Source organism: Paenibacillus phytorum, from assembly GCF_013141715.1.
Taxonomy (GTDB): domain Bacteria; phylum Bacillota; class Bacilli; order Paenibacillales; family NBRC-103111; genus Paenibacillus_E; species Paenibacillus_E phytorum.
In genome coordinates this window covers 12,196-36,832 of sequence record NZ_WHOA01000026.1, presented here as the reverse complement: position 1 = coordinate 36,832, position 24,637 = coordinate 12,196, and the positions used below count along the sequence as shown (strand labels likewise).

At 47.4% G+C, this 24,637-nt stretch carries 22 protein-coding genes and 1 tRNA gene; 2 read left to right on the top strand and 21 right to left on the bottom strand.

Annotated features, from left to right (window positions below; all coding sequences use genetic code 11):
• Positions 1-24 precede the first annotated feature (24 nt).
• The 6 genes from eno to GC098_RS04545 all read right to left on the bottom strand — a co-directional run bounded on the left by eno (position 25) and on the right by GC098_RS04545 (position 7,095).
• The gene (gene eno, locus GC098_RS04570) at positions 25-1,317 is read right to left on the bottom strand and encodes a phosphopyruvate hydratase (protein WP_171641369.1); all 1,293 of its coding nucleotides are present in this window, start codon (positions 1,315-1,317) and stop codon (positions 25-27) included.
• Positions 1,318-1,351: 34 nt separating this feature from the next.
• Positions 1,352-2,890: a 2,3-bisphosphoglycerate-independent phosphoglycerate mutase gene (gene gpmI, locus GC098_RS04565; protein WP_171641368.1), complete on the bottom strand. Its 1,539-nt coding sequence runs from the start codon at positions 2,888-2,890 to the stop codon at positions 1,352-1,354.
• A gap of 1 nt (position 2,891) precedes the next feature.
• Positions 2,892-3,644 carry a triose-phosphate isomerase gene (gene tpiA / locus GC098_RS04560; protein ID WP_171641366.1) on the bottom strand — a complete coding sequence of 251 codons (753 nt, stop codon included), beginning with the start codon at positions 3,642-3,644 and terminating at the stop codon, positions 2,892-2,894.
• A 27-nt stretch (positions 3,645-3,671) separates the two neighbouring features.
• The gene (locus tag GC098_RS04555; protein ID WP_171641364.1) at positions 3,672-4,853 is read right to left on the bottom strand and encodes a phosphoglycerate kinase; all 1,182 of its coding nucleotides are present in this window, start codon (positions 4,851-4,853) and stop codon (positions 3,672-3,674) included.
• A 124-nt stretch (positions 4,854-4,977) separates the two neighbouring features.
• Entirely contained in the window at positions 4,978-5,985 is a 1,008-nt protein-coding gene (gene gap / locus GC098_RS04550; RefSeq protein ID WP_171641362.1) for a type I glyceraldehyde-3-phosphate dehydrogenase, read from the bottom strand.
• A gap of 87 nt (positions 5,986-6,072) precedes the next feature.
• The gene (locus GC098_RS04545) at positions 6,073-7,095 is read right to left on the bottom strand and encodes a sugar-binding transcriptional regulator (RefSeq protein ID WP_171641360.1); all 1,023 of its coding nucleotides are present in this window, start codon (positions 7,093-7,095) and stop codon (positions 6,073-6,075) included.
• Positions 7,096-7,399: 304 nt separating this feature from the next.
• Between GC098_RS04545 and GC098_RS04540 the strand changes: the two genes are divergently transcribed.
• Positions 7,400-7,471: transfer RNA gene (locus GC098_RS04540), tRNA-Arg, on the top strand.
• A 265-nt stretch (positions 7,472-7,736) separates the two neighbouring features.
• Entirely contained in the window at positions 7,737-8,318 is a 582-nt protein-coding gene (clpP, locus tag GC098_RS04535) for an ATP-dependent Clp endopeptidase proteolytic subunit ClpP (protein WP_029195996.1), read from the top strand.
• A gap of 466 nt (positions 8,319-8,784) precedes the next feature.
• Here clpP and GC098_RS04530 read toward each other — a convergent pair whose 3' ends face one another.
• The 15 genes from GC098_RS04530 to hisD form a co-directional block, all read right to left on the bottom strand.
• The gene (locus GC098_RS04530; protein ID WP_246358424.1) at positions 8,785-10,554 is read right to left on the bottom strand and encodes a stalk domain-containing protein; all 1,770 of its coding nucleotides are present in this window, start codon (positions 10,552-10,554) and stop codon (positions 8,785-8,787) included.
• A 212-nt stretch (positions 10,555-10,766) separates the two neighbouring features.
• Entirely contained in the window at positions 10,767-11,036 is a 270-nt protein-coding gene (locus GC098_RS04525; protein ID WP_028555561.1) for an HPr family phosphocarrier protein, read from the bottom strand.
• A gap of 148 nt (positions 11,037-11,184) precedes the next feature.
• Positions 11,185-12,117 carry a DNA-binding protein WhiA gene (gene whiA / locus GC098_RS04520; RefSeq protein ID WP_029195994.1) on the bottom strand — a complete coding sequence of 311 codons (933 nt, stop codon included), beginning with the start codon at positions 12,115-12,117 and terminating at the stop codon, positions 11,185-11,187.
• A 5-nt stretch (positions 12,118-12,122) separates the two neighbouring features.
• The gene (gene mgfK, locus GC098_RS04515) at positions 12,123-13,106 is read right to left on the bottom strand and encodes a gluconeogenesis morphogenetic factor MgfK (RefSeq protein WP_057302620.1); all 984 of its coding nucleotides are present in this window, start codon (positions 13,104-13,106) and stop codon (positions 12,123-12,125) included.
• A gap of 31 nt (positions 13,107-13,137) precedes the next feature.
• On the bottom strand, positions 13,138-14,025 hold the full coding sequence (rapZ, locus tag GC098_RS04510; protein ID WP_171641358.1) for an RNase adapter RapZ: 888 nt from the start codon (positions 14,023-14,025) through the stop codon (positions 13,138-13,140).
• Positions 14,026-14,101: 76 nt separating this feature from the next.
• Positions 14,102-15,049 carry an ROK family glucokinase gene (locus tag GC098_RS04505; protein WP_171641356.1) on the bottom strand — a complete coding sequence of 316 codons (948 nt, stop codon included), beginning with the start codon at positions 15,047-15,049 and terminating at the stop codon, positions 14,102-14,104.
• Positions 15,050-15,365: 316 nt separating this feature from the next.
• The gene (gene trxB / locus GC098_RS04500) at positions 15,366-16,313 is read right to left on the bottom strand and encodes a thioredoxin-disulfide reductase (protein ID WP_171641354.1); all 948 of its coding nucleotides are present in this window, start codon (positions 16,311-16,313) and stop codon (positions 15,366-15,368) included.
• Between the two features lie 180 nt (positions 16,314-16,493).
• Complete coding sequence (locus tag GC098_RS04495) at positions 16,494-18,230, bottom strand: tetratricopeptide repeat protein (RefSeq protein WP_171641352.1); 1,737 nt, start codon at positions 18,228-18,230, stop codon at positions 16,494-16,496.
• A 295-nt stretch (positions 18,231-18,525) separates the two neighbouring features.
• Complete coding sequence (locus GC098_RS04490; protein WP_057302624.1) at positions 18,526-19,476, bottom strand: ribose-phosphate diphosphokinase; 951 nt, start codon at positions 19,474-19,476, stop codon at positions 18,526-18,528.
• A 75-nt stretch (positions 19,477-19,551) separates the two neighbouring features.
• Positions 19,552-20,358, bottom strand: a complete 807-nt coding sequence (gene hisJ / locus GC098_RS04485) for a histidinol-phosphatase HisJ (protein ID WP_171641350.1) — start codon at positions 20,356-20,358, stop codon at positions 19,552-19,554.
• A gap of 26 nt (positions 20,359-20,384) precedes the next feature.
• Complete coding sequence (gene hisIE / locus GC098_RS04480) at positions 20,385-21,047, bottom strand: bifunctional phosphoribosyl-AMP cyclohydrolase/phosphoribosyl-ATP diphosphatase HisIE (RefSeq protein ID WP_171641348.1); 663 nt, start codon at positions 21,045-21,047, stop codon at positions 20,385-20,387.
• Entirely contained in the window at positions 21,044-21,802 is a 759-nt protein-coding gene (gene hisF / locus GC098_RS04475) for an imidazole glycerol phosphate synthase subunit HisF (RefSeq protein ID WP_171641346.1), read from the bottom strand. The genes hisIE and hisF overlap by 4 nt, the downstream gene beginning before the upstream one ends.
• Positions 21,803-22,090: 288 nt before the next feature.
• The gene (hisH, locus tag GC098_RS04470) at positions 22,091-22,696 is read right to left on the bottom strand and encodes an imidazole glycerol phosphate synthase subunit HisH (RefSeq protein WP_171641344.1); all 606 of its coding nucleotides are present in this window, start codon (positions 22,694-22,696) and stop codon (positions 22,091-22,093) included.
• A 2-nt stretch (positions 22,697-22,698) separates the two neighbouring features.
• Positions 22,699-23,307 carry an imidazoleglycerol-phosphate dehydratase HisB gene (gene hisB, locus GC098_RS04465; RefSeq protein ID WP_171641342.1) on the bottom strand — a complete coding sequence of 203 codons (609 nt, stop codon included), beginning with the start codon at positions 23,305-23,307 and terminating at the stop codon, positions 22,699-22,701.
• On the bottom strand, positions 23,307-24,593 hold the full coding sequence (gene hisD, locus GC098_RS04460) for a histidinol dehydrogenase (protein ID WP_171641379.1): 1,287 nt from the start codon (positions 24,591-24,593) through the stop codon (positions 23,307-23,309). Before hisD ends, hisB begins: the two co-directional genes overlap by 1 nt.
• Between the last annotated feature and the right edge of the window lie 44 nt (positions 24,594-24,637).

Genomic DNA, 24,637 nt, shown 5'->3' with positions numbered 1-24,637 from the left:
AACATCCCTATATTATGTTCAATATTATTTGAAGTTTCTCAAATTGTAGAATGCTTTTTTACCAGCGTATTGAGCAACAGTGAACAACTCGTCTTCGATACGAAGAAGTTGGTTGTATTTCGCAACGCGGTCCGTACGGGACGGAGCACCTGTTTTGATTTGACCAGCGTTTGTAGCAACCGCGATATCAGCGATTGTGCTGTCTTCGCTCTCACCGGAACGGTGGGAGATTACTGCTGTGTAACCAGCGCGTTTTGCCATTTCGATCGCATCAAAAGTCTCAGTAAGCGTACCGATTTGGTTAACTTTAACCAGGATGGAGTTACCGATGTTCTCTTCGATCCCTCTGGAAAGACGCTCAGTGTTCGTAACGAACAGATCGTCACCAACCAGTTGAACTTTGTTACCCAATTTCTCAGTAAGCAATTTCCAACCTTCCCAATCGTCTTCGGAACAACCGTCTTCAACAGTGATAATTGGGTATTTATCAACCCATGCAGCAAGGAAGTCAACCCACTCAGCGGATGTGAAGGATTTGCCTTCACCTTCAAGGTGGTATTTACCATCTTTGAAGAACTCAGTGGAAGCAACGTCCATACCCAAGAATACGTCAACACCTGGTTTGTAACCAGCGTTTTCGATTGCTGTAAGGATCGTTGTGATAGCTTCTTCGTTGGAAGTGAAGTTAGGAGCGAATCCGCCTTCGTCGCCAACTGCTGTGTTAAGTCCTTTTTCTTTCAATACGGATTTCAAGCTATGGAAAATCTCAGCGCCAATGCGAAGAGCTTCTTTGAAAGTAGGCGCGCCTACTGGCAGAACCATGAACTCTTGAACGTCAACATTGTTATCGGCATGTGCGCCACCGTTGATGATGTTCATCATTGGAACTGGAAGCGTCTTAGCGTTGAATCCGCCAAGGTATACGTAAAGCGGAACATCCAAAGCGTCTGCTGCTGCGCGAGCTACTGCCATGGAAACAGCTAGGATTGCGTTAGCGCCTAATTTTGCTTTGTTAGGAGTACCGTCAAGCTCGATCATTTTGTGGTCGATGCCAACTTGATCAAGAGCGTCTAGACCGATGATTTCAGGAGCGATGATTTCGTTCACGTTCTCAACGGCTTTCAGAACGCCTTTACCAAGGTAACGACCTTTGTCACCATCACGAAGCTCAACAGCCTCGTATGCGCCTGTGGAAGCGCCTGAAGGAACGATTGCGCGGCCGAAAGCGCCGGACTCTAGATATACTTCTACCTCTACTGTTGGGTTACCGCGGGAATCCAATACTTCGCGTGCATAAACATCAGAAATAATCGTCATTGTTAGAAAACACTCCTTTAATATTATGTTTGAATTACCGCTTTATGATGGTTGTCCCGGTCATTTGTTCCGGTTGTGTAACCTCTAAGAAGTCTAGCATCGTTGGGGCAATATCTGCCAAAATTCCGCCGTCTCTTAGTGTAACAGATTTGTCCGTAACAATAAAAGGCACAGGATTCGTTGTATGTGCTGTGTTGCGTGATCCATCTGCGTTCGTAACAACATCTGCATTCCCGTGATCTGCTGTAATGCACACCACGCCGCCTTTCGCGAGGATCGCTTCTACAACTTGACCTAGACAAGCATCTGTTGCTTCGATGGCTTTCACCGTAGGCTCCAGCAAACCGGAGTGACCTACCATGTCAGGGTTAGCGAAGTTGAGAATGATCACGTCATGACGCCCTGCTTCAACTTCCTTAACCACAGCAGCTGCCAACTCATATGCACTCATTTCTGGTTGCAAATCGTACGTAGCTACTTTCGGCGAAGGAATGAGAAGACGCGTTTCGCCTGGCAGTTCAGCATCCCGACCACCACTGAAGAAGAACGTCACATGTGGATATTTCTCTGTTTCCGCTGCGCGAAGCTGCTTCAGACCATTCTGAGCCAGCACCTCACCGAGGGTATTGTCGAGATCCTTAGGCTTATAGGCTACGAAACCGTCTACGGATTCACTGAACAGTGTCAGACAAACGTAGTACAGGTTCCTAGCTACTTTAGGACCACGGTCAAAACCGCGGAAATCTTCATTCGTGAACACTTGCGAAAGCTGAATCGCACGGTCAGGGCGGAAGTTAAAGAAGATAACAGCATCCCCTGATTCTACAAGACCTACCGGCTTGCCATCCTCACCAACGATAACCGTTGGCATAACGAACTCGTCGAAGATCGATTTCTCATAGGATTCAACAATAGCTTTCATTGGATCTGTGTAAGCCGGGCCCTCGCCATAAACCATAGCACGGTAGGATTTCTCCGTCCGCTCCCAACGTTTATCGCGATCCATCGCATAATAGCGGCCTTGAACGGTCGCAATATGCCCTACGCCTACTTCCATGATTTTGTGCTGCAGGCTGGCCATATAACTCTTTGCAGAATCTGGAGCCACGTCGCGGCCATCTAGGAAAGCATGGATGTACACATCATCAAATTGTTCTTTTTTAGCCAAGTCCAGCAAAGCGAATAAATGCTGAATGTGACTATGTACGCCGCCATCGGAGAGCAACCCGTAGAGGTGCAGCTTCTTTCCGTTTGTTTTTGCATGACGAAATGCGCCTAGAATCGTTTCATTATCGTAAAATTCACCATCACGAATCGATTTCGAAATCCGCGTCAGATCCTGATAAACGATACGGCCTGCGCCGATGTTCAGGTGTCCTACTTCAGAATTCCCCATCTGGCCTTCCGGCAAACCTACGGCCTCACCGCAAGCGGTAAGGGTTGTATGTGGATAACTCGACCAGTAACGGTCGTAGTTAGGCTTTTTAGCATGAGCAACCGCATTCCCCTGCTCTTCTGAGCGGAGTCCGAAGCCATCGAGAATGATGAGTGCTACCGGTTTCGGTCTCGACATGTTACTTCGCCCCCTGGACGAGCTGAATGTAGGAAGCTGGCTCTAAACTCGCTCCGCCTACAAGTGCGCCATCAATGTCAGGCTGTGCCATGTACTCAGCAATGTTGTTTGGCTTCACGCTGCCGCCGTATTGGATGCGAACTGTATCTGCAACGGATGCGCCATAAAGGCCGCTCACCAATGTGCGGATGTAACCAATCACGTCTTGTGCATCTTCAGCAGTGGAAGATTTACCTGTGCCGATCGCCCAGATTGGCTCATAAGCGATAACAACTTGTGCAGCTTGCTCTGCGCTAAGACCAGCAAAAGCTGCTTCTGTTTGCACTTTACAAACATCTTTCGTTTGACCCGCTTCGCGTTCTTCCAACTTCTCGCCTACGCAAAGGATTGGCTTCAAGCCGTGTTTGAAAGCCGCAACGACTTTCTTGTTCACGATTTCGTCCGTCTCAGCGAAGTATGCTCTACGCTCGGAGTGACCGATGATTACATACTCAACGCCAAGATCTTTCAGCATTACGCCGCTGATTTCACCTGTGAAAGCACCGTTATCTTCAAAATGCAGGTTTTGTGCGCCTACATGAACCTCAGTGCCTTTCGCAGCTTCAACCAAAGCAGGCAGATTCGTGAATGGGGAGCAAATTACGCTCTCAACGCCTTCTACTGTGCTGCCTTTGATTTCATTCACGAAGCTAACTGCTTCGGAAACGGTTTTGAACATTTTCCAGTTACCCGCGATAATCGGTTTTCTACTCATGGGATAAACTCTCCTTTGTGAAAATCATTATTTATCGTTCAAGGCTACTACGCCTGGCAATGCTTTACCTTCCATAAACTCCAAGGAAGCTCCGCCGCCTGTGGACATATGGTTCATTTGATCAGCCAAGTGGAATTTCTCTGTTGCAGCAGCGGAATCGCCACCGCCGATAACGGTGTAACCCTCAGTTGTTGCACAAGCTTGTGCTACAGCACGTGTACCATGGGAGAAAGGCTCAATTTCAAATACGCCCATCGGTCCGTTCCAAACAACCAGCTTGGATTTCGCGATTACGTCTGCATAGAGTTCACGCGTTTTCGGTCCGATGTCAATGCCTTCCCAATCCGCAGGAATGCCGTCAACGCCAACGATTTGCGTGTTCGCATCTGCGCCGAATTTATCAGCAACAACGATATCCACAGGAATCAAGAAGTTAACGCCTTTTTCTTTCGCTTTTTCAATAAAGCTAAGCGCTAGGTCGAGTTTCTCGTTATCCACGAGGGATTTACCGATTTCGTGACCTTGTGCTTTCAGGAATGTATAGGACAGACCACCGCCAATAAGGACGTTATCTGCAATGTTCAGGAGGTTCTCAATAACAGCGATTTTGTCTTTCACTTTGGATCCGCCAACGATAGCTGTGAAAGGACGCTCTGGGTTGTTCAATGCTTTGCCTAGAACATCAAGCTCTTTCTCCATCAATAAGCCGGAAACCGCTGGAATGAAGTGTGCGATACCTTCCGTCGAAGCATGCGCACGGTGAGCTGCACCAAATGCATCGTTCACGAACAGATCTGCAAGCTCAGCAAATGCTTTTGCCAATTCAGGATCATTCTTCTCTTCGCCTTCATTGAAACGAACGTTTTCAAGCAAGAGAACGTCACCATTTTGAAGAGCATCCACTTGCGCTTTCACGATTTCGCCAACCGATACATCCGCTTTAATCACGGATTGACCAAGCAATTCAGCCAGCTTTGCAGCTACAGGTGTTAAACGCAGTTCTTCAACGACTTGACTTTTCGGACGTCCGAAGTGACTTGCAAGAATGACTTTCGCGCCTTTTTCGACTAAAAATTTAATCGTAGGCAGTGTTTCTCTGATTCGTGTATCATCGGTGATTTGACCATTCTCTACAGGTACGTTGAAATCAACGCGAACAAATACTCTTTTACCAGCTACTTCAACATCGCGAACACTTTTCTTATTCATCGTAAAAGCCTCCTGAACGTGTATGGTTTACTTCCCGATTATATCCTTTAAAGGGGTAAATCGCACATAAAGAGGAGAATCGCTTCTCCCCTTCATGTGGTTTTCCAGTTAATGCTTTATGAAATTACAGACCTTTTTTCGCAATGAAAGCTACCAAGTCAACAACACGGTTGGAGTAGCCCCACTCGTTATCGTACCAGGAAACCACTTTCAGCATGTTGTCGCCAACTACCATTGTGGAAAGAGCATCAATTGTGGAGGAAGCTGGGTCACCATTGAAGTCACTGGATACAAGCGCATCTTCTGTGTAGTTCAGAATGCCTTTAAGTGGGCCTTCGGAAGCTTGTTTCAAAGCTGCGTTTACTTCGTCAACTGTTACGTTAACTTTCAATTCAACTACCAAGTCAGTAACGGATACGTTAGGTGTAGGAACACGCATAGCCATACCGTTCAATTTGCCTTTAAGTTCAGGAAGAACAAGACCGATTGCTTTTGCTGCACCAGTGCTGGAAGGAATGATGTTCTCAGCTGCTGCGCGAGCACGACGAAGATCTTTATGAGGAACGTCAAGCACGGATTGGTCATTTGTGTAAGAGTGAACAGTTGTCATCATACCTTTTACGATACCGAAGCTATCGTTGATAACTTTCGCGAAAGGAGCCAGACAGTTTGTCGTACAAGAAGCATTGGAGATAATTGTGTGAGCTGCTGGATCGTATTTATCTTCGTTAACACCAAGTACGATTGTGATATCTTCGTCGGAAGCTGGAGCGGAAATGATAACTTTCTTAGCTCCGCCTTTCAAGTGAAGGGATGCTTTTTCTTTAGCTGTGAAAATACCAGTAGATTCGATAACGATTTCTGCGCCTACAGATGCCCAAGGCAGGTTCCCAGGGTCACGCTCAGCAAAAACTTTGATGGAGCGACCGTTAACGATCAATTCGCCTTCACCAGCTTCAACTGTAGCGTCTAGTTTACCGTGAGTTGTGTCATATTTGAGCAAATGAGCCAATGTTTTAACGTCAGTCAAATCGTTTACTGCAACGATCTGTACTTCTGAATTGTTCAAAGCTGCGCGAAATACGTTACGACCAATACGTCCGAAACCGTTAATACCTACTTTTGTTGTCATAGCCAATTCCTCCTAAGATTAAATAAATAATTATATATTTCAAAACGCAGCTGATGAAGGCATACGTTATGATGTCTTTCGTCTTTATTAAACATGCTTCATAATTTCCAAAGCTGCTGCCTCATCGGTCACAAGAACATCTTCCTGTCCATGACGAAGTACGGAAGCGATCGCTTCCCCTTTACTCTTCCCGCCGGCTACACCAATAACGACTTCAATACGCTGAAGATCCTCCAGACGAAGCCCTACGGTTGGCATCTTGTGAACCACATTTCCTTGGCGGTCAAAATAGTACCCTAACGCCTCTGCGAGAGCACCCTCGGCTTCCAGACTGCGTGTCGTCTCGGCGTCAACCTTACGTCTGCGTGCCATGACCATAGCATCCCCGATACCGTGTACAACGATGCGACAACTGCGAACAGCGTCAACAACTTCTTGAATTTGCGGATCTTGGATAAGCGATTGGTACGCTTCCTCCCCGAGATGATCCGGTACATGCAGCAATCGGTATTTCCCGCCTGTTTTCTTGGCCATAATAGAAGCAATGGTGTTCGCCTGCATATCCACACTTTCTCCAAGTCCACCGCGAGCCGGTACGAACCAGCTGCCTTTCATGGAAGAGGATATCGCCAGGTTATTCGCAATCTGCGCCATCGTAGATCCACCGGTTACAGCAATGACATCATCTTTGGACACGTACTTGCGGAGTGCTGCTGCACCTGCACGTCCTAGCTCCTTCTTCGTAAATACCGAAGTGTCGGAGTCTCCTGGGACAACAATCACTTGCGAGATGCTATACGACTTAGAAATACTTTCCTCCAAGTCCGTCAATCCAAAAGCCATCTTAATGATGGGCTGCATGTCTTCAAGCAATTGACGGCCGGACTCACTAATCTTCATCCCTGTGGCATCCGATTCGAGAAGTCCAAGCTCCTTAAGGAAATCAACTTCCCCGCGCAGCACGCGTTCAGTCATTTCGAGCGAAGAAGCTAACGTTCTTCGTCCGACAACACCGGAGACTAAGATATGATGTAGAATCGAGTACCGCTTCTTCATGATGTCCATGAGATCCGGCAAGAGCTGTTTCTGAATGTCAAGTATTTCTCTCATATGACGACTTATAACGCTCCTGATCCGTCGATGGACGTTTTATGTCCCGGGTATGCATTTTGCGTCCCACCCGGGCGAAAAAAAAGTTCCTTACACAATTCCCACATCAGAAAGATGAATTCACTGAAGATTGTTCCGCGTGAATGCTTTCTGATATCTTACATTTTCATTATAACCAATAATCTTTCCAGATTCAACATTTGTTCAAACATTTTTCACCAATATGGGCTGAAAGGGCTTACTGTCTTGCTTTTTCTGAGCGTCTGACATATAATAACCCTTGCTTCACTTTTTAACTTTTTATGCGCCCGTGGTCCAATGGATATGACGTAGGCCTCCGAAGCCTGAGATAAAGGTTCGATTCCTTTCGGGCGCGTTCATAAGAATTACAGCAGAATCAGCTTCAAATCAACACCTGATCAATGCGAGATCAACAACAGAATGGCCAAAATCAGCATCCTTGCTGATTTTTTTTATTTGTTAGTTTGACCTTTCTTGACCTTCAGAGGTTTTTTCGTTATCATACTTGTAGATACTGTAAACAGTATGTACAACGGAGATCAATTTCATTATTCTATGATGACATTGACTCCACGCATCAATCTTTTAAACCATGTACCCACCCCAAGGAGGTCATTCTCATGAGTTTTATCCCTATGGTCGTCGAACAGGACGCGCGCGGTGAAAGAGGGTATGACATCTACTCTCGCTTGCTGAAGGACCGCATTATTTTCTTAGGCACGGGTGTCAACGATGTTGTGGCTAATTCCATCATTGCTCAGCTACTTTTCTTGGCCGCACAAGATCCTGATAAAGATATCTCGCTTTACATCAACAGCCCTGGCGGTTCCATTACAGCCGGTATGGCCATCTTTGACACGATGCAGTTCATTAAGCCAGACGTATCCACGATCTGCGTTGGTATGGCTGCTTCTATGGGAGCATTCCTACTCACAGCAGGTGCCAAAGGCAAACGTTACGCTTTACCTAACAGCGAAGTCATGATTCACCAACCGCTTGGTGGTGCTGAAGGTCAAGCCTCAGACATCGAAATCCGCGCTAAGCGTATTTTGAAAATGAGAGACAACCTGAACAAAATCCTAGCTGAGCGCACGGGTCAAACTTTCGAGCGCATCGAAAAAGATACAGACCGCGACAATTTCATGAGCGCTGCAGAAGCGGCCGAATACGGACTCATCGATAAAGTCATCGAGCGCGTCTAATTTGTAACATAAAACCAGCCTGCAGTGACTGCTCAACGAGCGGCCGTGCGGCTGGTTTTTTTATTGGATCTCCCCACTCTCCCCTTCTCACCGCCGCCGTAAGTTCCTAATCAACTTCTCAGACCACACAATCCAACCTCATCGTGGCTTGGGGTTACTTTAGGCGCGGTTTCTGAGCCTAACTCAGTCTGTACCCAGCAATAAGCTCTCGATTTTCGCGCTTAAATCCCTGATCCTGCTTACTTAAGCATGTTTTTCATCGTTAAAGTACTACTCTCCCTCTTTCTCCTCCACTTAACGATGAAAAACATCCTCTCAGATCACTTCACATTCGAATCATTCGATTTCCGAGCTTATTCCCCATCTCTCACCGCCGCCACAAGTTCACAAAAAAAAGAGCCTCCTGAGCTCCCAGTGTTATGCTGCACGCATCACTAGGATCTCCAAAGGCTCTTATCTTTTCATCTTACTTCTTCTCATCCAATGGATAGAAAATCAGGTCAATCGGGAATGCCGATCCTGCCGGAGGCGTGAACTCGATGTCTAGCGCGTCTTCCGTACCCGTCGTACGAGCCAGCACTTCCATTCCGTCAAATGCCGTAATGACACCGGAATATGGTACCGGAATGATCTCACCGTTTATTTTGAACGGTCCTTTGAACACGCCGCCTTTGGCCATAATCATAACAGCCATTTTGCGTGGTTTATCCGCATGGATTTTATAGACTACGCCATAATTACCGCCGTTCTCCACATTCTGCTTACGCATCACGTCATACCCTTTAACGAACGGATCCGTCTTATTATCCCCAATCGTTAGTACCGATGTTTTCGCGAAACTTGTGGCGTCTATATCCCATTTAATCTCCGATATCGGGAACGTCCCACGCACGTGGCCCGTGAAGCCCAATAACGGAAGCTCTTGTGCAATCGTTGGCGTCAGCATGCGATCCGTCACACCGAACGAGATTTGCAGCTCACCATCTGTTTCCACATCGTAAAATAAGTTCACACCCTGCCCCGGATAGAAATCCGGAAGCTTCGCATACACGTAAGTCTCATGAGGAGGAACCGTCAGTTCGTCAGTGTACACATTGCCTAAAAGGAAGTCTACGGACGCTTCGCTACCGATCAAATTCGCATAAACTGAAGGATATACCTCGCCTTTATTCGTTGTCTTGATCTTAACCGGTTTATCCGAGTTATTCGTTGCAAATATCGCCATGGTCATCTTCTGCTTCGTACCATTGATGTGATCGGCATACAATCGCGCTTTGCCATTGATGTTATCACGGTACAGAATACCACTCTCTGTAAACTCTTCCGGACTGTCGCTCACTAGCAGCGTACGCCCTGGAACCTCGGTTACTTTCTTAGGCAATGGAGCCATTTCATTGAAATGCGCCCAAATGGTGCCCCAGTCCGACTTAATAAAGCCGCCAACTGGTTTCATATAAATCGGGTATTCCACTTCAGTCAAATAAGGTTCATTTACCACCGTTACAAAGCTTTTGAACAATTTACTTACATGTCCGTGACCATCTTTAACCGTCAAAGTAACCGGATATTTACCTGGTTTGAAAAAGGCTTCCTGATTACCTGCCCAATCATAGGACGCAATACCTTCCGCATCGGGATCATAGCTAAGATCGAGATACTTCACAGGCTCTCCAAGACGGTATGTAGGCTTCGCTGTCGCAAACTTAGCTACAGGTCTGGAGTTGCTATCTTGGTCAATGTAGATACCCTCAGGCGACTTAAAGTGTACGATTTCCACTCGACGGAGTTCATTGTTATATTTGTACTTCGCACCCATATAGTCTGCTAACCAAGTTAGCTTCACCAAAAGCTTCCCATTTACGATCGCAGCAACCGTGTTGAAAGGCGTATCTACCCCATTGGTCGTCACAATCTTATGATCAGCATCGAGAACGATGTCGTAGCCCGGAGGAGTCATCTGAATGGTCCGAGATGCATCATTCCATTCCACCTTGAAACCCATCGTATCCCCAAGGAACTTAGCAGGAACGAATGTACTGCCATTGATAATTGTAGAAGGAGACTCCAAATGGATTTGCTCCTCATTCACGAATGCTTCTGACTTATCGATATAAAGTAAAATGAAGGACGAGCTTGTCGATACCGCGTGAGCTGCCGGTGCTACGATCGTACTAGCAAGAAACACGATCAACGCAAGCAGGAGGGTAACCTCTTTTTTTAGCGAATTCAATTTCATTCTTTTCTCTGGCTCCTTTAGCATTTGAATGCAGCACGGCAGAAATGGCAAATAGCCCTTTCCTTCGTTGACCACGTTCATTAGACGTCGACAAGAGAAAAAGGTTGCTAATTCCCCTAATTGTTAACAAATTTGACACTTATTAAAATTCGCTGTACTTTATGGCCACTTCACTCGCAAAAAAGCCTCCTCGAAAGGAAGCTTTTGAAGGATTATTGGTTTTCCAATTCTTCCTTGCTAACTAATGTGACTAAAGCGTTTACAGCCTGCTCGGCATCCGAACCTTCTGCACTTATGAAGACTTCGGTTCCTGTACTGATCGCAAGACTCATAATTCCCATGATGCTTTTCGCATTCACTTTCTTTTCATCTTTCTCAACAAAGATCTCAGATGAAAATTTATTCGCCTCTTGAACAAACAATGCCGCAGGTCTGGCATGAAGTCCTGTTCTCAACTTCACAACGACTGGACGTCTGGACATGGAACTAATTCCCCCTAATATGGAGCTTATATGAATTACTATTGATAACAGTGCTAAACCCTATGTTTTAACATTATAGCATTTTTCCCTGAAGTACACTAGAAAAAATGAGAAAAACTTATAGATGCGCTGTACAGGGCCTTCTTATCTACGAATTCCGCTGTTTTTCAGCCAATTCGTCGATTTTTCGCAGACGATGATTGACGCCAGATTTGCTTACACTGCCCTTAAGCATGTCGCCAACCTCCTTGAGATTCAGATCGGGATGCTGAAGTCTAATCTCGGCAACCTCTCTTAGCTTCTCAGGCAAGCTATCGAGTCCGACCTCCCTTTGCAGGAGACGGATATTTTCGATCTGTCTAACAGCTGCACCAATCGTCTTGTTGAGGTTCGCTGTTTCACAATTGACAATACGATTTACCGAGTTACGCATATCCTTCATGATCCGGACATCCTCAAAGCGCAGAAGTGCTTGATGTGCGCCAATGATACTTAGAAACTCGATAATCTTCTCGCCTTCCTTGATATACAAGACGAACCCCTTTTTGCGTTCGATGCAGCGGGCATTCAAGTCGAATTTGTTCGCAAGCTGCGATAACGCCTTGCAATGCTCCTCGTAAATCGAGGCAATCTCGAGATGATAAGAAGAACCCTCGGGGTTATTCACCGAGCCTCCAGCCATGAATGCCCCACGAAGATAGGCCCGTTTGCAGCAGTTGCCTCGAATGATCTCTTTGTTAATTCCCGTGGTGAAGATGAACCCTTCGGAAACAATTTTCAGATCACTGAGCAGCTCCTGGACCTGACCAGGAACTCTAACAATGTACACGTTATTCTTCTTCAAACGCATTTTTTTACGCACGAGCAGCTCGGTGTGCAATTTGTACGTCTTTTTGATGAGCGTGTATATCCGTCTAGCAATAGCTGCATTTTCGGTTGAAATATCAAGTACGACGCGTTGGCTGGTTAACTGCACAGATCCATTCATTCGAATCAAAGCCGACAGTTCCGCTTTTTCACAACATGCTTCCGCATCTGTAATTAACGTCAATTCTTTTTTGGTTGTTGCCGCAAAGGACAAGGGACTCACTTCTTCCTTAACATCCAGCTTTCGACGAGCTGATAAATATGGTCACTCAATTTCTCTGCATCATGACGAAGGTAGGTACGAAATAGCACGAGTCGATCAGCAATAATCCGATACCCTCTCTTCGTGACTTCTTCTAGGTCCAAATGAACCGCTTTCGAACCCTTTTCCGCATATCTCGCCTGAACTTGCGGAGGGATTTCCCCATTATTCACAATCACATAGTCAAACAAGTGTTGGCCCAGGTGATCATAAATGGCGTCCAGATGATCGCTGACCGAGTAGTCGTCGGTTTCGCCTGGCTGTGTCATCACATTGCAGATGAACAACTTTACAGCATTTGATTTCACAATTTCTTCCGCGATCCCAGGGACAAGCAGATTCGGCAGCAAGCTGGTATATAAGCTACCGGGGCCGCATAATATAGCATCTGCTTCGCGTATAGCTTGAACGGCTTCAGCTAGCGGTGTCACGTTAGCCGGCTCGATGAATACACGCTTGATGCGTCCATCCGCTTTTGGAATCTTGGACTCGCCTACGACTAAGGTACCATCTTCCATGATCGCTTTCAACACGATGGCTTGATTCGATGCGGGAAGAACCCGACCTCGAACAGCAAATACCCGATTCATTTCTTGAACCGCAGTGACAAAGTCACCTGTAATATCCGTAAGAGCTGCTAGTATTAGATTTCCCAGACTGTGTCCAGCTAAACCTGTACCCACTTGAAATCTATATTGCAAAATAAGCGACAGCAAAGGCTCGACATCAGCAAGGGCCGTTAACACGCTGCGAATGTCACCTGGAGGCGGCATCTGCAATTCATTCCGGAGAATACCAGAGCTTCCTCCATCATCCGCTACCGTCACAATGGCTGTAATATCAACCGGCTTCTCCTTCAATCCTCTAAGCATAACCGAAAGACCTGTTCCACCGCCAATAACGACTATTCTGGGCTTGCGTTGTAATTCAACATGTTCCATACTTCTTTCACCCTCTTAATCGTAGGACTGCTTATACACGGTCCCGCTCGGCGTCTCGATGACTCAAACGCACGGTTTCGGTTTCGCTGTTCCCCATCACTTTACCGAGATATTCAGTGATGGCGACGGATCGATGTTTACCTCCAGTGCAACCTATGCCCACAACAACCTGACTCTTGCCTTCTTTCTTATATTGAGGCATTAAGAAATTCAGCATATCGAGCAGCTTATTCAGGAACTCTTGCGTTTCGCTCCACTTCATCACGTAGTCATACACATCGGGATCTTGACCTGTTTGTGGACGAAGCTGTTCCACATAATGTGGATTCGGTAAGAAGCGAACATCGAAGATTAAATCAGCATCAATTGGGACACCATACTTAAATCCGAAGGAGATTACATTTATAGATATGCGGTTTGTTTCCAAATTGGTAAACCTGGAAATAATTCTTTCTTTGAGCTGCACCGGCTTAAGCGTGCTTGTGTCAATAACCTGTGTGGCTAAGCCTTTCAGCTCTTCCAGTAGTTTACGCTCAAGACCAATACCTTCAAGCGGCGCTCCATCGGGAGCTAGCGGGTGACGGCGGCGACTTTCCTTATAACGCTGTACTAGCGTCGCATCGGTAGCATCTAGGAATAGAATTTCATAACTAAGCGTGTAATTCTCTTGAATATAACGAAGCGACTCCTGAAGTGCAGTGAAAAATTCACGCCCTCGCAAATCAATCACCAGTGCCACTTTGCCGATTTTCCCCATCGACTGCTCGATCAATTCAGCAAATTTAGGAATCAGCACAGGAGGTAAATTATCGACGCAGAAGAATCCTAGATCCTCTAGACTCTGTACGGCAATTGTCTTACCTGCACCTGACATTCCTGTAATTATGACCAGTTTCGCTAAGGGATGGTTTTCTTCCATGAATGACACCTTCCTTTGGAGTGCTTCTAGCAGGCCAACTCAGATCTGCTAACCATACGAACAGTACGTTTTACGTCTATCTTAAATTCAACCCAGCAGCGCCCACGATGCCCGCGTCGTTACCAAGTGTTGCAGCAACGATCTCAACACCTTCTGAGGCTGTCTCTGGCGTGTATTTCTTAAAGGTTTCACGAATCGGTTGGAATAAAATTTCTCCTGCTTTAGAAACACCACCACCGAGTATGAATCGTTTCGGGTTAATAATAACAGCCATCGCAGCCATCGAACGTCCAATATAATATGCAGCACGGTTCACGATGCGCAGGGATACTTCATCTCCGCTCTTGGCAGCATCGAAGACATGCTTCGCTTCAATCTTCTCATGAAGAGCTAATGACGTTTTCTCGCCGCGTTCAACCGCTTCATTGGCCATACGAACGATGCCTGTCGCCGACGAAACTGTTTCTAGACAACCCATTTGTCCACATCCACACTGAATCGCTTCAATGTCTGGCACAACGGACATATGACCAAGCTCTCCTGCCATACCCGAAGAACCTTGATAAATTTTCCCGTTAATAATAATCCCGCCGCCAACACCTGTTCCAAGCGTATAGCAAACCACATTTGGAATTCCTGCTCCGCTGCCTGCCCAAGCTTCACCTAGAGCAGCTACATTAGCATCGTTGTCGATCTTAACCGTTTTACCCAGAAATCCTTCCAACATTTTCTTCGCAGGGACATTGTGCCATTGCAAATTTGGAGAGAATTTGACGAAGCCTTCCGGAATATCCATGAATCCGGCTAAACCTGCGCCAATACCAGCCACTTGCTCCCATTCAAACGGAGACTCTTCGACAATTTGGCGTACATACTGCGCAATTCGCTCAATTACAAAATCAGCACCATTCTCCGCGCCTGTAGGGCCTTCAAACGTATGCAGCAGATTTCCCTGCTCATCGCAGATACCCACTTTGATATTCGTACCGCCTAAATCTACACCGATATAAATCTGATCTGACATTGCAAGGTCACCTCATGAATATTCATATAATTTTCGGACATTTTTCGGGGTCCCCGCAAAGTAATGTATAAACTCTCATCGAAGCAATTCATGATGTATGACCGCAATTAGCGGTAAGTTTAAACGCCGATCGAGCAAAGCTCGATGCGGATGGAATAAGCTTCGAAGGCTATGCGTTACTTTGTGGGGTTTACTTATGCTCCTGTTCCAACTATAAGTCAAGCCTGTAAGCTGGTCAAGATTCAACAGCTCCCAAAGAAATGAGAAAACGTGGAGAGATTAGCCCTCCACGTTTGCTGTAAAGACTCCAGACCACTTACAGCGACTGGCTCCAATCGTGAACGATGTTGCCTTCTAGGAACTTTTCAGCTTCCAAGGCAGCTGCGCATCCACTTCCTGCCGCTGTAATCGCTTGGCGATACTTCGTGTCTTGCACGTCACCACAAGCAAATACACCAGGGATATTCGTCTCCGTCGTGCCCGGCTTCACAATAATATAGCCGTGATCATCCGTATCGATTTGTCCACCTAAGAACTTCGTATTCGGTGTATGGCCGATAGCTACAAAGATACCGTCCGTTTCGATGATTTCATCTTCACCGGTTTCGTTATTTTTGACCTTCAGGCCTGTTACACCTTTTTCACCAGCTATAACTTCAAGCGGCGTATTATTCAGTGCCCATTTCACTTTTTCGTTGCCGCGAGCACGGTCCTGCATAATCTTCGAAGCGCGAAGCTCATCGCGACGGTGGACTAAGCGAACTTCAGAAGCAAAGCGAGTAAGGAAATTCGCCTCTTCCATGGCTGAGTCACCGCCACCAACGACAACAATCTTTTTGCCGCGGAAGAAGAATCCATCACATGTTGCGCAAGTACTTACGCCGCGTCCGATGTTTTCTCTCTCATTGGTAATTCCCAGCAATCTGGCAGAAGCACCCGTGGAGATAATCAGTGTTTCTGTCTCGATCTCGCCAAGACCTTCAACTTGCAGTTTAAACGGACGATTCGTCAGCTCAACAGAGTTCACCCAACCGGTTTTGAATTCGGCGCCGAAACGTTCTGCTTGCTTACGCATATTCTCCATTAACTCAGGACCCATAATCCCTTCAGGGAAGCCGGGGAAGTTCTCTACTTCGGTAGTAGTGGTAAGCTGTCCGCCGGGCTCTGGCCCTTCAATAACGAGTGGACTAAGGTTGGCGCGCGCTAAATAAATGGCTGCTGTTAGACCGGATGGTCCTGTTCCTACAACGACTGATTTGTACATATGGTTTCCCTCCTAGGTGCTTTCCTCAGGAAAGCTATCTACGTAAGCATCGCCTGCGTTTTGCTTCAGCAAGACAGCCCTCGTATGCTTCGCTTTATTGTGCTTCCATGCGAGCAGTCGAAACCGCCGCTTTATTTATGTATGAAAGCCAGGTCTTTCGACAAGGCAAAAGACTGGCTATCAAATACTCGTGAATTTGTTGAAAATAGCTTCCATTTTCTCACGTAAACCGCACGTGTCATCAATCAACTTTACATTGCGGCTTACTGTAGAGACTGTAACGCCATAGCGTGTAGATACTTCCTGATAGGAAATAGCTCGGCGATGCATTTTGGCGATCAAATATTCTAACGCTGCCGCCCAGCCCTCGGATTTATGAATCTTAGGCACACCCGGGTAGATCTTCGTCAGAAATTCAACCCATAAGATTTCCAAATCATACTGTTGAACCATATCGTAGCGCTTGTGCATATGGGACAGTGCCGTTTCCATCACACTCTGCCATTTGGCATCCCAAATAGGCAAATGCGGCGAGTAAGGAGAGGCCTCTACCGTAATCTCTTGGTTCTCAAGATAGGCGGGAAGTGACTCTCGGATCCCCATACTGCGAAGTACGAAAATCGCGACTCGTTTCAAATAGTCATCCTCTTGACGATCTAGGATGAAATCCTGCAAAGCATCTCTCACTTCATTATCAGCAATTAAGCCGAACGCTTGAATCACCTGCAGCTTTGTCTCGATATCACCATGACGCAAAGCCCAGAAGAAGGAGGAACGCACTAGCGGATCTTTCTTCAATTGGTCTGGGATCCCTTGCGTGGATTTCTCCAATACCCTAAACTGCTCTTCGAAAGGCAAATGGTAGTGATAGCTCCATGTTAGCGGCCCTTCGACCTTCTCGCGTGAGCGCAGCTGTTCCAAGTAAAACTTGGAGATTTCGGCGCCTGGATCAAGCTTCTCGGCTTGCTTCCAATAACGGTAAGCTTCACCGAATCGACCGATATGGCTGGCCGCTACCGCTGCGTAATGATAGAGGCAAGGGTCTGCTGTACCGTCGCCTGCTTTAAGCAGGCGCTTAAACAAGTGGTATGCCTTCTCATGCTCAGAAAGGATGCCCATCGTTGTTGCAAGCTTGAACACATGATCCTGCTGAAAAGGAAACGTCTTGCACAATAGAGATGTTAGCTCAGCTAACTCCTCCTTGTTACCGAAATGCTGATGGAAAATGGCCATATTACATAGCGCATGCAGATTTCCGGCATCGATGTCGAGCACCGCGCGAATCGTTTCCATTGCCTTTTCAAACTGACCCATATAGTAATATGCAAGGGCCAGATTGTTGCGGGCAGCTGTGAAATCTGGCTGATTCTTCACCAATTTCTCTAACTGCCTCACAGCTTCAGCGAATTTACCCTCTTCGAGAAGCGCACGGGCTTTATCATGCTCGAAGAGCCCTTCTCGACTCTTAATGCTAGTGAGAGGGGCGGGACGTTCAAGCTCGTAGCTCAGCATTTCCATCATTTCTTCGGACTCATCCATGAATTGACCAGTTGGGTCAGTCTCCAAATATCGAACTAACGCTTGTTCGGCCTGCTCGAAATTTTCCATGTTGGCATAGTTGTTTGCCATATAAAAGTGACATTCTGTCATCTCGGGATCGATCGTATCAAGGACATGCTGCAGAATTTGGTTCGACTCGTCATAATTGCCCATTTCGGAGAGAACTCCTGCGAGATTACAGTGATTCACAGGATTATCCTGCTCATACTCTGCAGCTCGCCGGAAATATTTCAATGCCTTATCATAATGAAACCGATCCAAAGATTGAACCGCTCTCTCGAAAAAGAATGCGGCATCCATGTTAATTGAGATAACTTTAGGCTTTGGCGCTTCGGACACACGCTTAATCTTTTCCATAGCAAGACACCTCCGGCAATTTGATTACACTCAAATTATACCATAGATCGCTTGGAAGCCAAAAACATAATCCGAAGGTAAGATCTGGTCTTGAATTTTTCCCTTGACCCTTGTCCAATAGTGGCTTTAAAAGTCGGCTTTCAAAACCGAGAAGGTTGGACGAAATCCGAGGAACGAGGAACGGAGCGTAGGTGAGCCTACGTGAGTACCGCAGTTCCCGGATTTCGTTCAAGATTCGACGCCGAATCCACTTCCTGAGTAACCTTCGTTTTCAAAGTCGTCTTATAAAGCTTCCTTATACGCCGCCGTATTTGAAGAGGGAGGATAGGGATCCGCCTTCGTTAATAATGCGAATCGCATCAGACAACAGCGGAGCTACTGAAAGTACATTGAATTTATCGGAATGTCCTTCCGGAATCGCAATGGAGTCCGTAATGATGACTTCCTTAATGCTAGGGTGATCTAAACGCTGCAGGGCAGGTCCGGAGAATACAGGATGTGTCGCACAAATATATACGTCATGCGCTCCTCTTTCTTTCAGACTCTCAACAACGTTGACAATCGTCGTACCGGTATCGATCAGATCCTCGATAATGATCGGAGTACGTCCTACAACATCACCAATGACGTGGGTAATCACAGACTCATTGTGTTCTGGGCGTTTCTTAATCATCATCGCGAATGGCGCATCGAGAATGTTCGCCATTTTTTCAGCGGTTGTCGCACGTCCCGCATCCGGAGATACGATGATCGGGTTAGGTAAATTTTTCTTCTTGATGCAATCGCTGATAAGATCAAGAGCCGTCAGATGATCCACCGGAATATTGAAGAAGCCTTGAATCGCAGGTGCATGAAGGTCAATCGTTACAACACGAGTTGCACCTGCTGCACTGAACAAGTCAGCTACTAATTTAGCAGAAATCGGCTCACGCGGAGCAGCTTTACGTTCTTGACGAGAGTAACCATAGTAAGGGATGACAAGGTTGATCGTTCTTGCAGAAGCTCTTTTCGCCGCATCCATCATGACCAGAAGTTCCATCATGTGCTCATTAATCGGATGTGAAAAAGTTTGTACCAGGAATACGTCACAGTTACGAATCGTTTCTTCGTAAAGACAGTAAATTTCTCCGCTTTTAAAACGGGAAAGCTTAATTTGTCCAAGCGGCTGGCCGAGCTCTTTACAAATACGTTCCGCAAGCTTCGGATTCGAAGATCCGGAAAAGATTTTAACATTGTCGCTATGCATGGTTAATGGTTACCTCCGAAGGTTCATTAAATAGATTATACAGTTCCTACTCATTATACATGAAACATGTCGAAATTAAAAAGTCACAAGATGTCGTTTTCGGGCAGAAAATGTGGCTATTTCGTTAAATCCAACGGATTTCAAGAGTTCCCTAGCTTCGTCCAAATATTGGGACAACCGATCCGGCTGGTGCGCGTCCGAACCTATCGTCAATGGAATTCCCACCTTATGACAATATTCCAGCATTCGGCGACTCGGGAACATCTCTTTACACGGATGGCGCAAGCCAGAAGCATTCAGCTCGATGGCAAGCCCACATTCTTTCACAGAGTCCAGTGCCGCCTTCTCAAGCTCCCATGTATCACGATCCGGGACGAAACCAAATCGTTTAATCATATCTATATGACCGATATAGTCATACAGTCCGGTTCGGACTGCTTTCTTCACTGCCTCGTAGTATTGGGTATAAACGGCATAAATATCCTTGCCATCCCAACCCGCAAGCTGCCTAAAATCAGAAATATCCCACTCGCCGAGGAAATGGACAGAACCGATAACATAATCCCATGGGTACGCATTGATGATTGCGGCAATCTCCGTCTCATAGCCTTCGATATAATCGCCTTCTAGCCCGACACGGATATCAATCTGATCTTTGTACTTCTCTTTAAGATGCAGACACTCCTCGACATAGCGAGGCAGTTCTTCCATCGGCATGGCCATTTCCGGCCAATAAGTCGCAGGGTCCACATGCAAAAGCGGCATATGATCCGAAAGCCCCAACTGTGTGAGCCCGATCTCGATGCCGCGTTTGACGTATTCCTCCAGTTCCCCAGAGGCGTGACCGCAGCGCACATGATGTGTATGATAATCAATCAACATCGTGAATTCACTCCAGGTCGTTTTATTTATTTTTTGACGTGCCGACTGGCCAGCTCTTTCATAATATCATCCAAAGGCAATTTATTATTACGTAAAAGGACCATTAAGTGAAAAATAAGATCACTCGCTTCATAGCGAAGCTCATCGTTATCATTGTTTTTGGCTGCGATAATCACTTCGGCCGTTTCTTCACCGACTTTTTTGAGAATCTTATCGACACCTTTTTCGAAAAGATACGTTGTATAAGCGCCCTCAGGACGCTCAGCGTCACGCGAAGCAATAACAGCTTCCAACTCGCTTAGGATCGCGAAACGATCACCAGCAGAGGCAGCAGGTGCGGCTTCTTCCGCAGAACCTTCATCTCCCAGAGGAATGTTAGCTGTGAAGCACGTGTAAGTTCCATTGTGGCAAGCAGGTCCCACTTGTTCTACGAGAACCAGAAGCGTGTCTGCATCGCAGTCGTAACGCAGTGATTTTACCTTTTGCGTGTGACCGGAAGTTGCCCCCTTGTTCCACAACTCCCCGCGGGAACGACTCCAGAACCAAGTATCACCCGTTTGTATCGTACGCTGCAATGACTCGCTATTCATGTAAGCAAGCATGAGCACTTCTTTGCTGACTGCGTCCTGCACGATGGCAGGTACAAGACCCTGTGCATCATAAGTAATCTGATCTATTGAAAATGTCATCGGATTTCAACCCCTTTACCTTTAAGGTCCTCTTTGACCCCTTGAATCGTTAACTCTTTATAGTGAAAAATGGTTGCCGCCAGTCCTGCGTCGGCCTTCCCTTCCGTGAACACATCGTAGAAATGGTCCGCCTTCCCCGCTCCGCCAGAAGCAATCACGGGAATCGTCAGCAGCTCGGATACGGCACGCGTTAGCTTCAAATCAAAGCCGTCCTTCGTCCCGTCTGCATCCATGCTGGTAAGCAAGATTTCTCCTGCGCCAAGCTCTTCCATACGTTTCGCCCACTCCAACGTCTTGATACCCGTAGCGTTGCGTCCGCCATGCGTGAACACTTCCCACTCGCCCCACTCTGCATTAAACTTCGCATCAATGGCAACGACAATACACTGGGAACCGAACTTCCGCGCTCCATCCGAAACGAGCTGAGGATTGCGAACCGCCGCAGTGTTGATACCGATCTTATCCGCTCCGGCGCGAAGCAGGCGTTTCATGTCATCCACACTGGAGATGCCGCCGCCAACGGTGAAAGGGATCGTTATCTCCCCTGCCGTTTGACGAACAACCTCCACCATCGTCGCCCGTCCTTCCACCGAAGCCGAAATATCGAGGAACACCAGCTCATCCGCGCCCTCTTTATCATAAATCGCTGCCAGCTCCACCGGATCGCCTGCATCACGCAAATTAACGAAATTAACGCCCTTGACCACCCTGCCATCCTTGACGTCTAGGCAAGGTATAATTCTTTTGGCTAACATGATGGGCACCTCCTTCCTAAGCTAAACTTCTATTTGTGCAAAAACAGCTGGATTGCTCATGTTCCACAATAAAGCTCCATAGCTTTGCATCGAATAAGAGTCTCTAAGAGCTTCTATTTCTGAAAAACTGGCTAAATGACTCCAAATAAGAGTCTTTGCAGACTTCTATTTCCTCCGAAATCAAGCCTTTTCAAGCTTTTCATACCGAATAAGAGTCCCTAGAAGCTTCTATCTGTGTCTAACCCGCCCCATCGCACCAAATAAGAGACGATAGAGATTGTTATTTGCTTATTTACACATTGCGAGGAAATTATTTAGCAGCTGCATGCCGATATCCCCACTTTTTTCGGGGTGAAACTGCATGCCGAATACGTTATCTCTGCCTACAATAGCCGTCACTGGCTGATTGTAATCCGTTACCGCAAGCAGGTCGCTTTCGCGCTCCGGCTTCGCATGATAGGAGTGGACGAAATACACGTGCCCTTCTTCGATACCTTGGAAAATCGGACTCGCATTTTGCTTGTAGACTAATCGATTCCAACCCATATGCGGCACCTTGTAGTCGCCGCGAAAGCGAACGACCGAACCAGGCAAAAGGGCAAGCCCCTCATGATCCCCATGCTCTTCGCTGCTGGCGAACAACAACTGCATACCAAGGCAAATACCTAATAAAGGCTTACCCGATTCCGCATAACGGGTGACGACATCATTCAGCCCTGACTCGCGCAGCTGCTCCATCGCATCCCCGAATGCGCCTACACCCGGTAGGATAGCACCCTCTGCAGCAAGGATCTGCTCAGCATCCCCTGTTACAACAGCTTCGTAACCTAGACGCTCGACAGCCTTGCTTACGCTGTGCAAATTACCCATTCCATAATCAATAATGGCGATCATTCTTACAGCACTCCCTTCGTCGAAGGAACCCCCTGCACACGAGGATCAATCGATGTCGCTTCATCTAGCGCTCGGCCTAATGCTTTAAACACAGCTTCAATCATGTGATGCGTGTTCTGTCCGTAATGCACGATAACATGCAGCGTGATACGGGCTTCCAGAGCAAACTTCCACAGAAACTCTTGAACAAGCTGCGTATCGAAACTGCCAACAGTTTGTGAAGGATACTGAGCACGATATTCGAAATGCGGTCGGTTGCTAATGTCGATGACAACTTGAGCAAGGGCTTCATCCATAGGAACGAATACGCTGGCATAGCGTTTAATCCCTTTTTTATCGCCTAGTGCTTCACGCAGGGTTTGACCTAAGCAAATGCCGATATCTTCAACCGTATGATGATCATCGATCTCGATATCGCCTTTAGCATCGACATTCAGATCGAACTGTCCGTGTTTCGTGAACAAATCAAGCATATGATTCAAGAAAGGAACATCGGTTTGAATCTCAGAAACCCCTGTTCCATCTACTTGAAACGCGAGGGCAATGTCAGTCTCATTCGTTTTGCGGGCTACACGCGCTGAGCGAGTGATCCCTTTATCTTGTTCAGCCATTATTTCAACTTCCCTTCCTTCTTGAGTCGGATCTCTACCGCTCTAGCATGACCTTCCAACCCTTCGTTACGGGCCAGCGTCATAATCATTTCGCCGTTTGCGATCAGTGCTTCCTTGCTATAGTGAATAACGCTTGATTTTTTTAGGAAATCGTCCACATTCAGCGGCGATGAAAAACGGGCTGTGCCATTCGTCGGCAGCACATGGTTAGGTCCAGCGAAATAATCGCCAACGGGTTCCGTGCTGTAGGCGCCGAGGAAAATAGCTCCAGCATTCTCAATACGAGGCAGCAGGTTAAAAGGCTCCTGTACCAGCAGCTCGCAATGCTCTGGCGCCAAGCGATTGACAACGTCAACGCCCTCGTCCAAGTTATCCACAAGGAGTATAGCTCCTTTGGTTGCTGTGGATACAGAGGCGATCGCTTTCTTCGGCAGCACATCCAGCTGCCGCCATAGCTCTTGCCGAACCGCTTCGGCAAGCTCCCTTGATGGTGTCACCAGAATCGACGGTGACATCTCGTCATGCTCGGCCTGCGCCAGCAAATCAGCCGCGACGTATTCAGGATCGGCGTGCTCATCAGCAAGCACGACGATGTCCGTTGGTCCGGCGATCATGTCGATATCAACGACGCCGAACACGAAGCGCTTCGCCAGCGCGACGTAAATGTTGCCGGGCCCGACGATCTTATCGACCGGCGGGATCGATTCCGTTCCGTAGGCCAGCGCGGCTACCGCCTGCGCCCCGCCTACGCGGTAGATCTCTTTCACACCCGCTTCGGCTGCTGCCACGAGGATATGCGGGTTGATGCCCTCTTCCCCCGCGGTGGCCGGAGGCGTCACCATCGCGATCTCCGGCACCCCCGCGACGATCGCGGGGATGGCGTTCATGAGCACGGAGGAAGGGTACGCCGCCTTCCCTCCGGGCACGTACAATCCGACCCGCTTCAGCGGTCGGATAATTTGGCCCAGCAGGCTGCCATTGGCCTGCAGGTCCATCCACGATGTGCGTTTCTGCTTCTCATGAAACGCACGAATGTTAGCGGCGGCTTGTCGCAGCGCCGCCAGGAACTCGGCGTCGACTTGCGCGTACGCCGCTTGGATCTCCTCGTCGCTGACGCGAAGCTCAGCGACGGTGACGCGGTCGAACTGCTGCGCCATGCGTCGCAGCGCGGCATCTCCGTCCTGCCGCACCTCATCGATGATGCGGCGGACGGTCTCATTTTGCTCGGGTGAGCCGTATTCGACCTCACGGTTCAATTGAAATTCCGAGGCGGGAAGTATCCGCATCTTCATCATCCTCTCTTGATCTTGTTACTTATCTATATCGATTG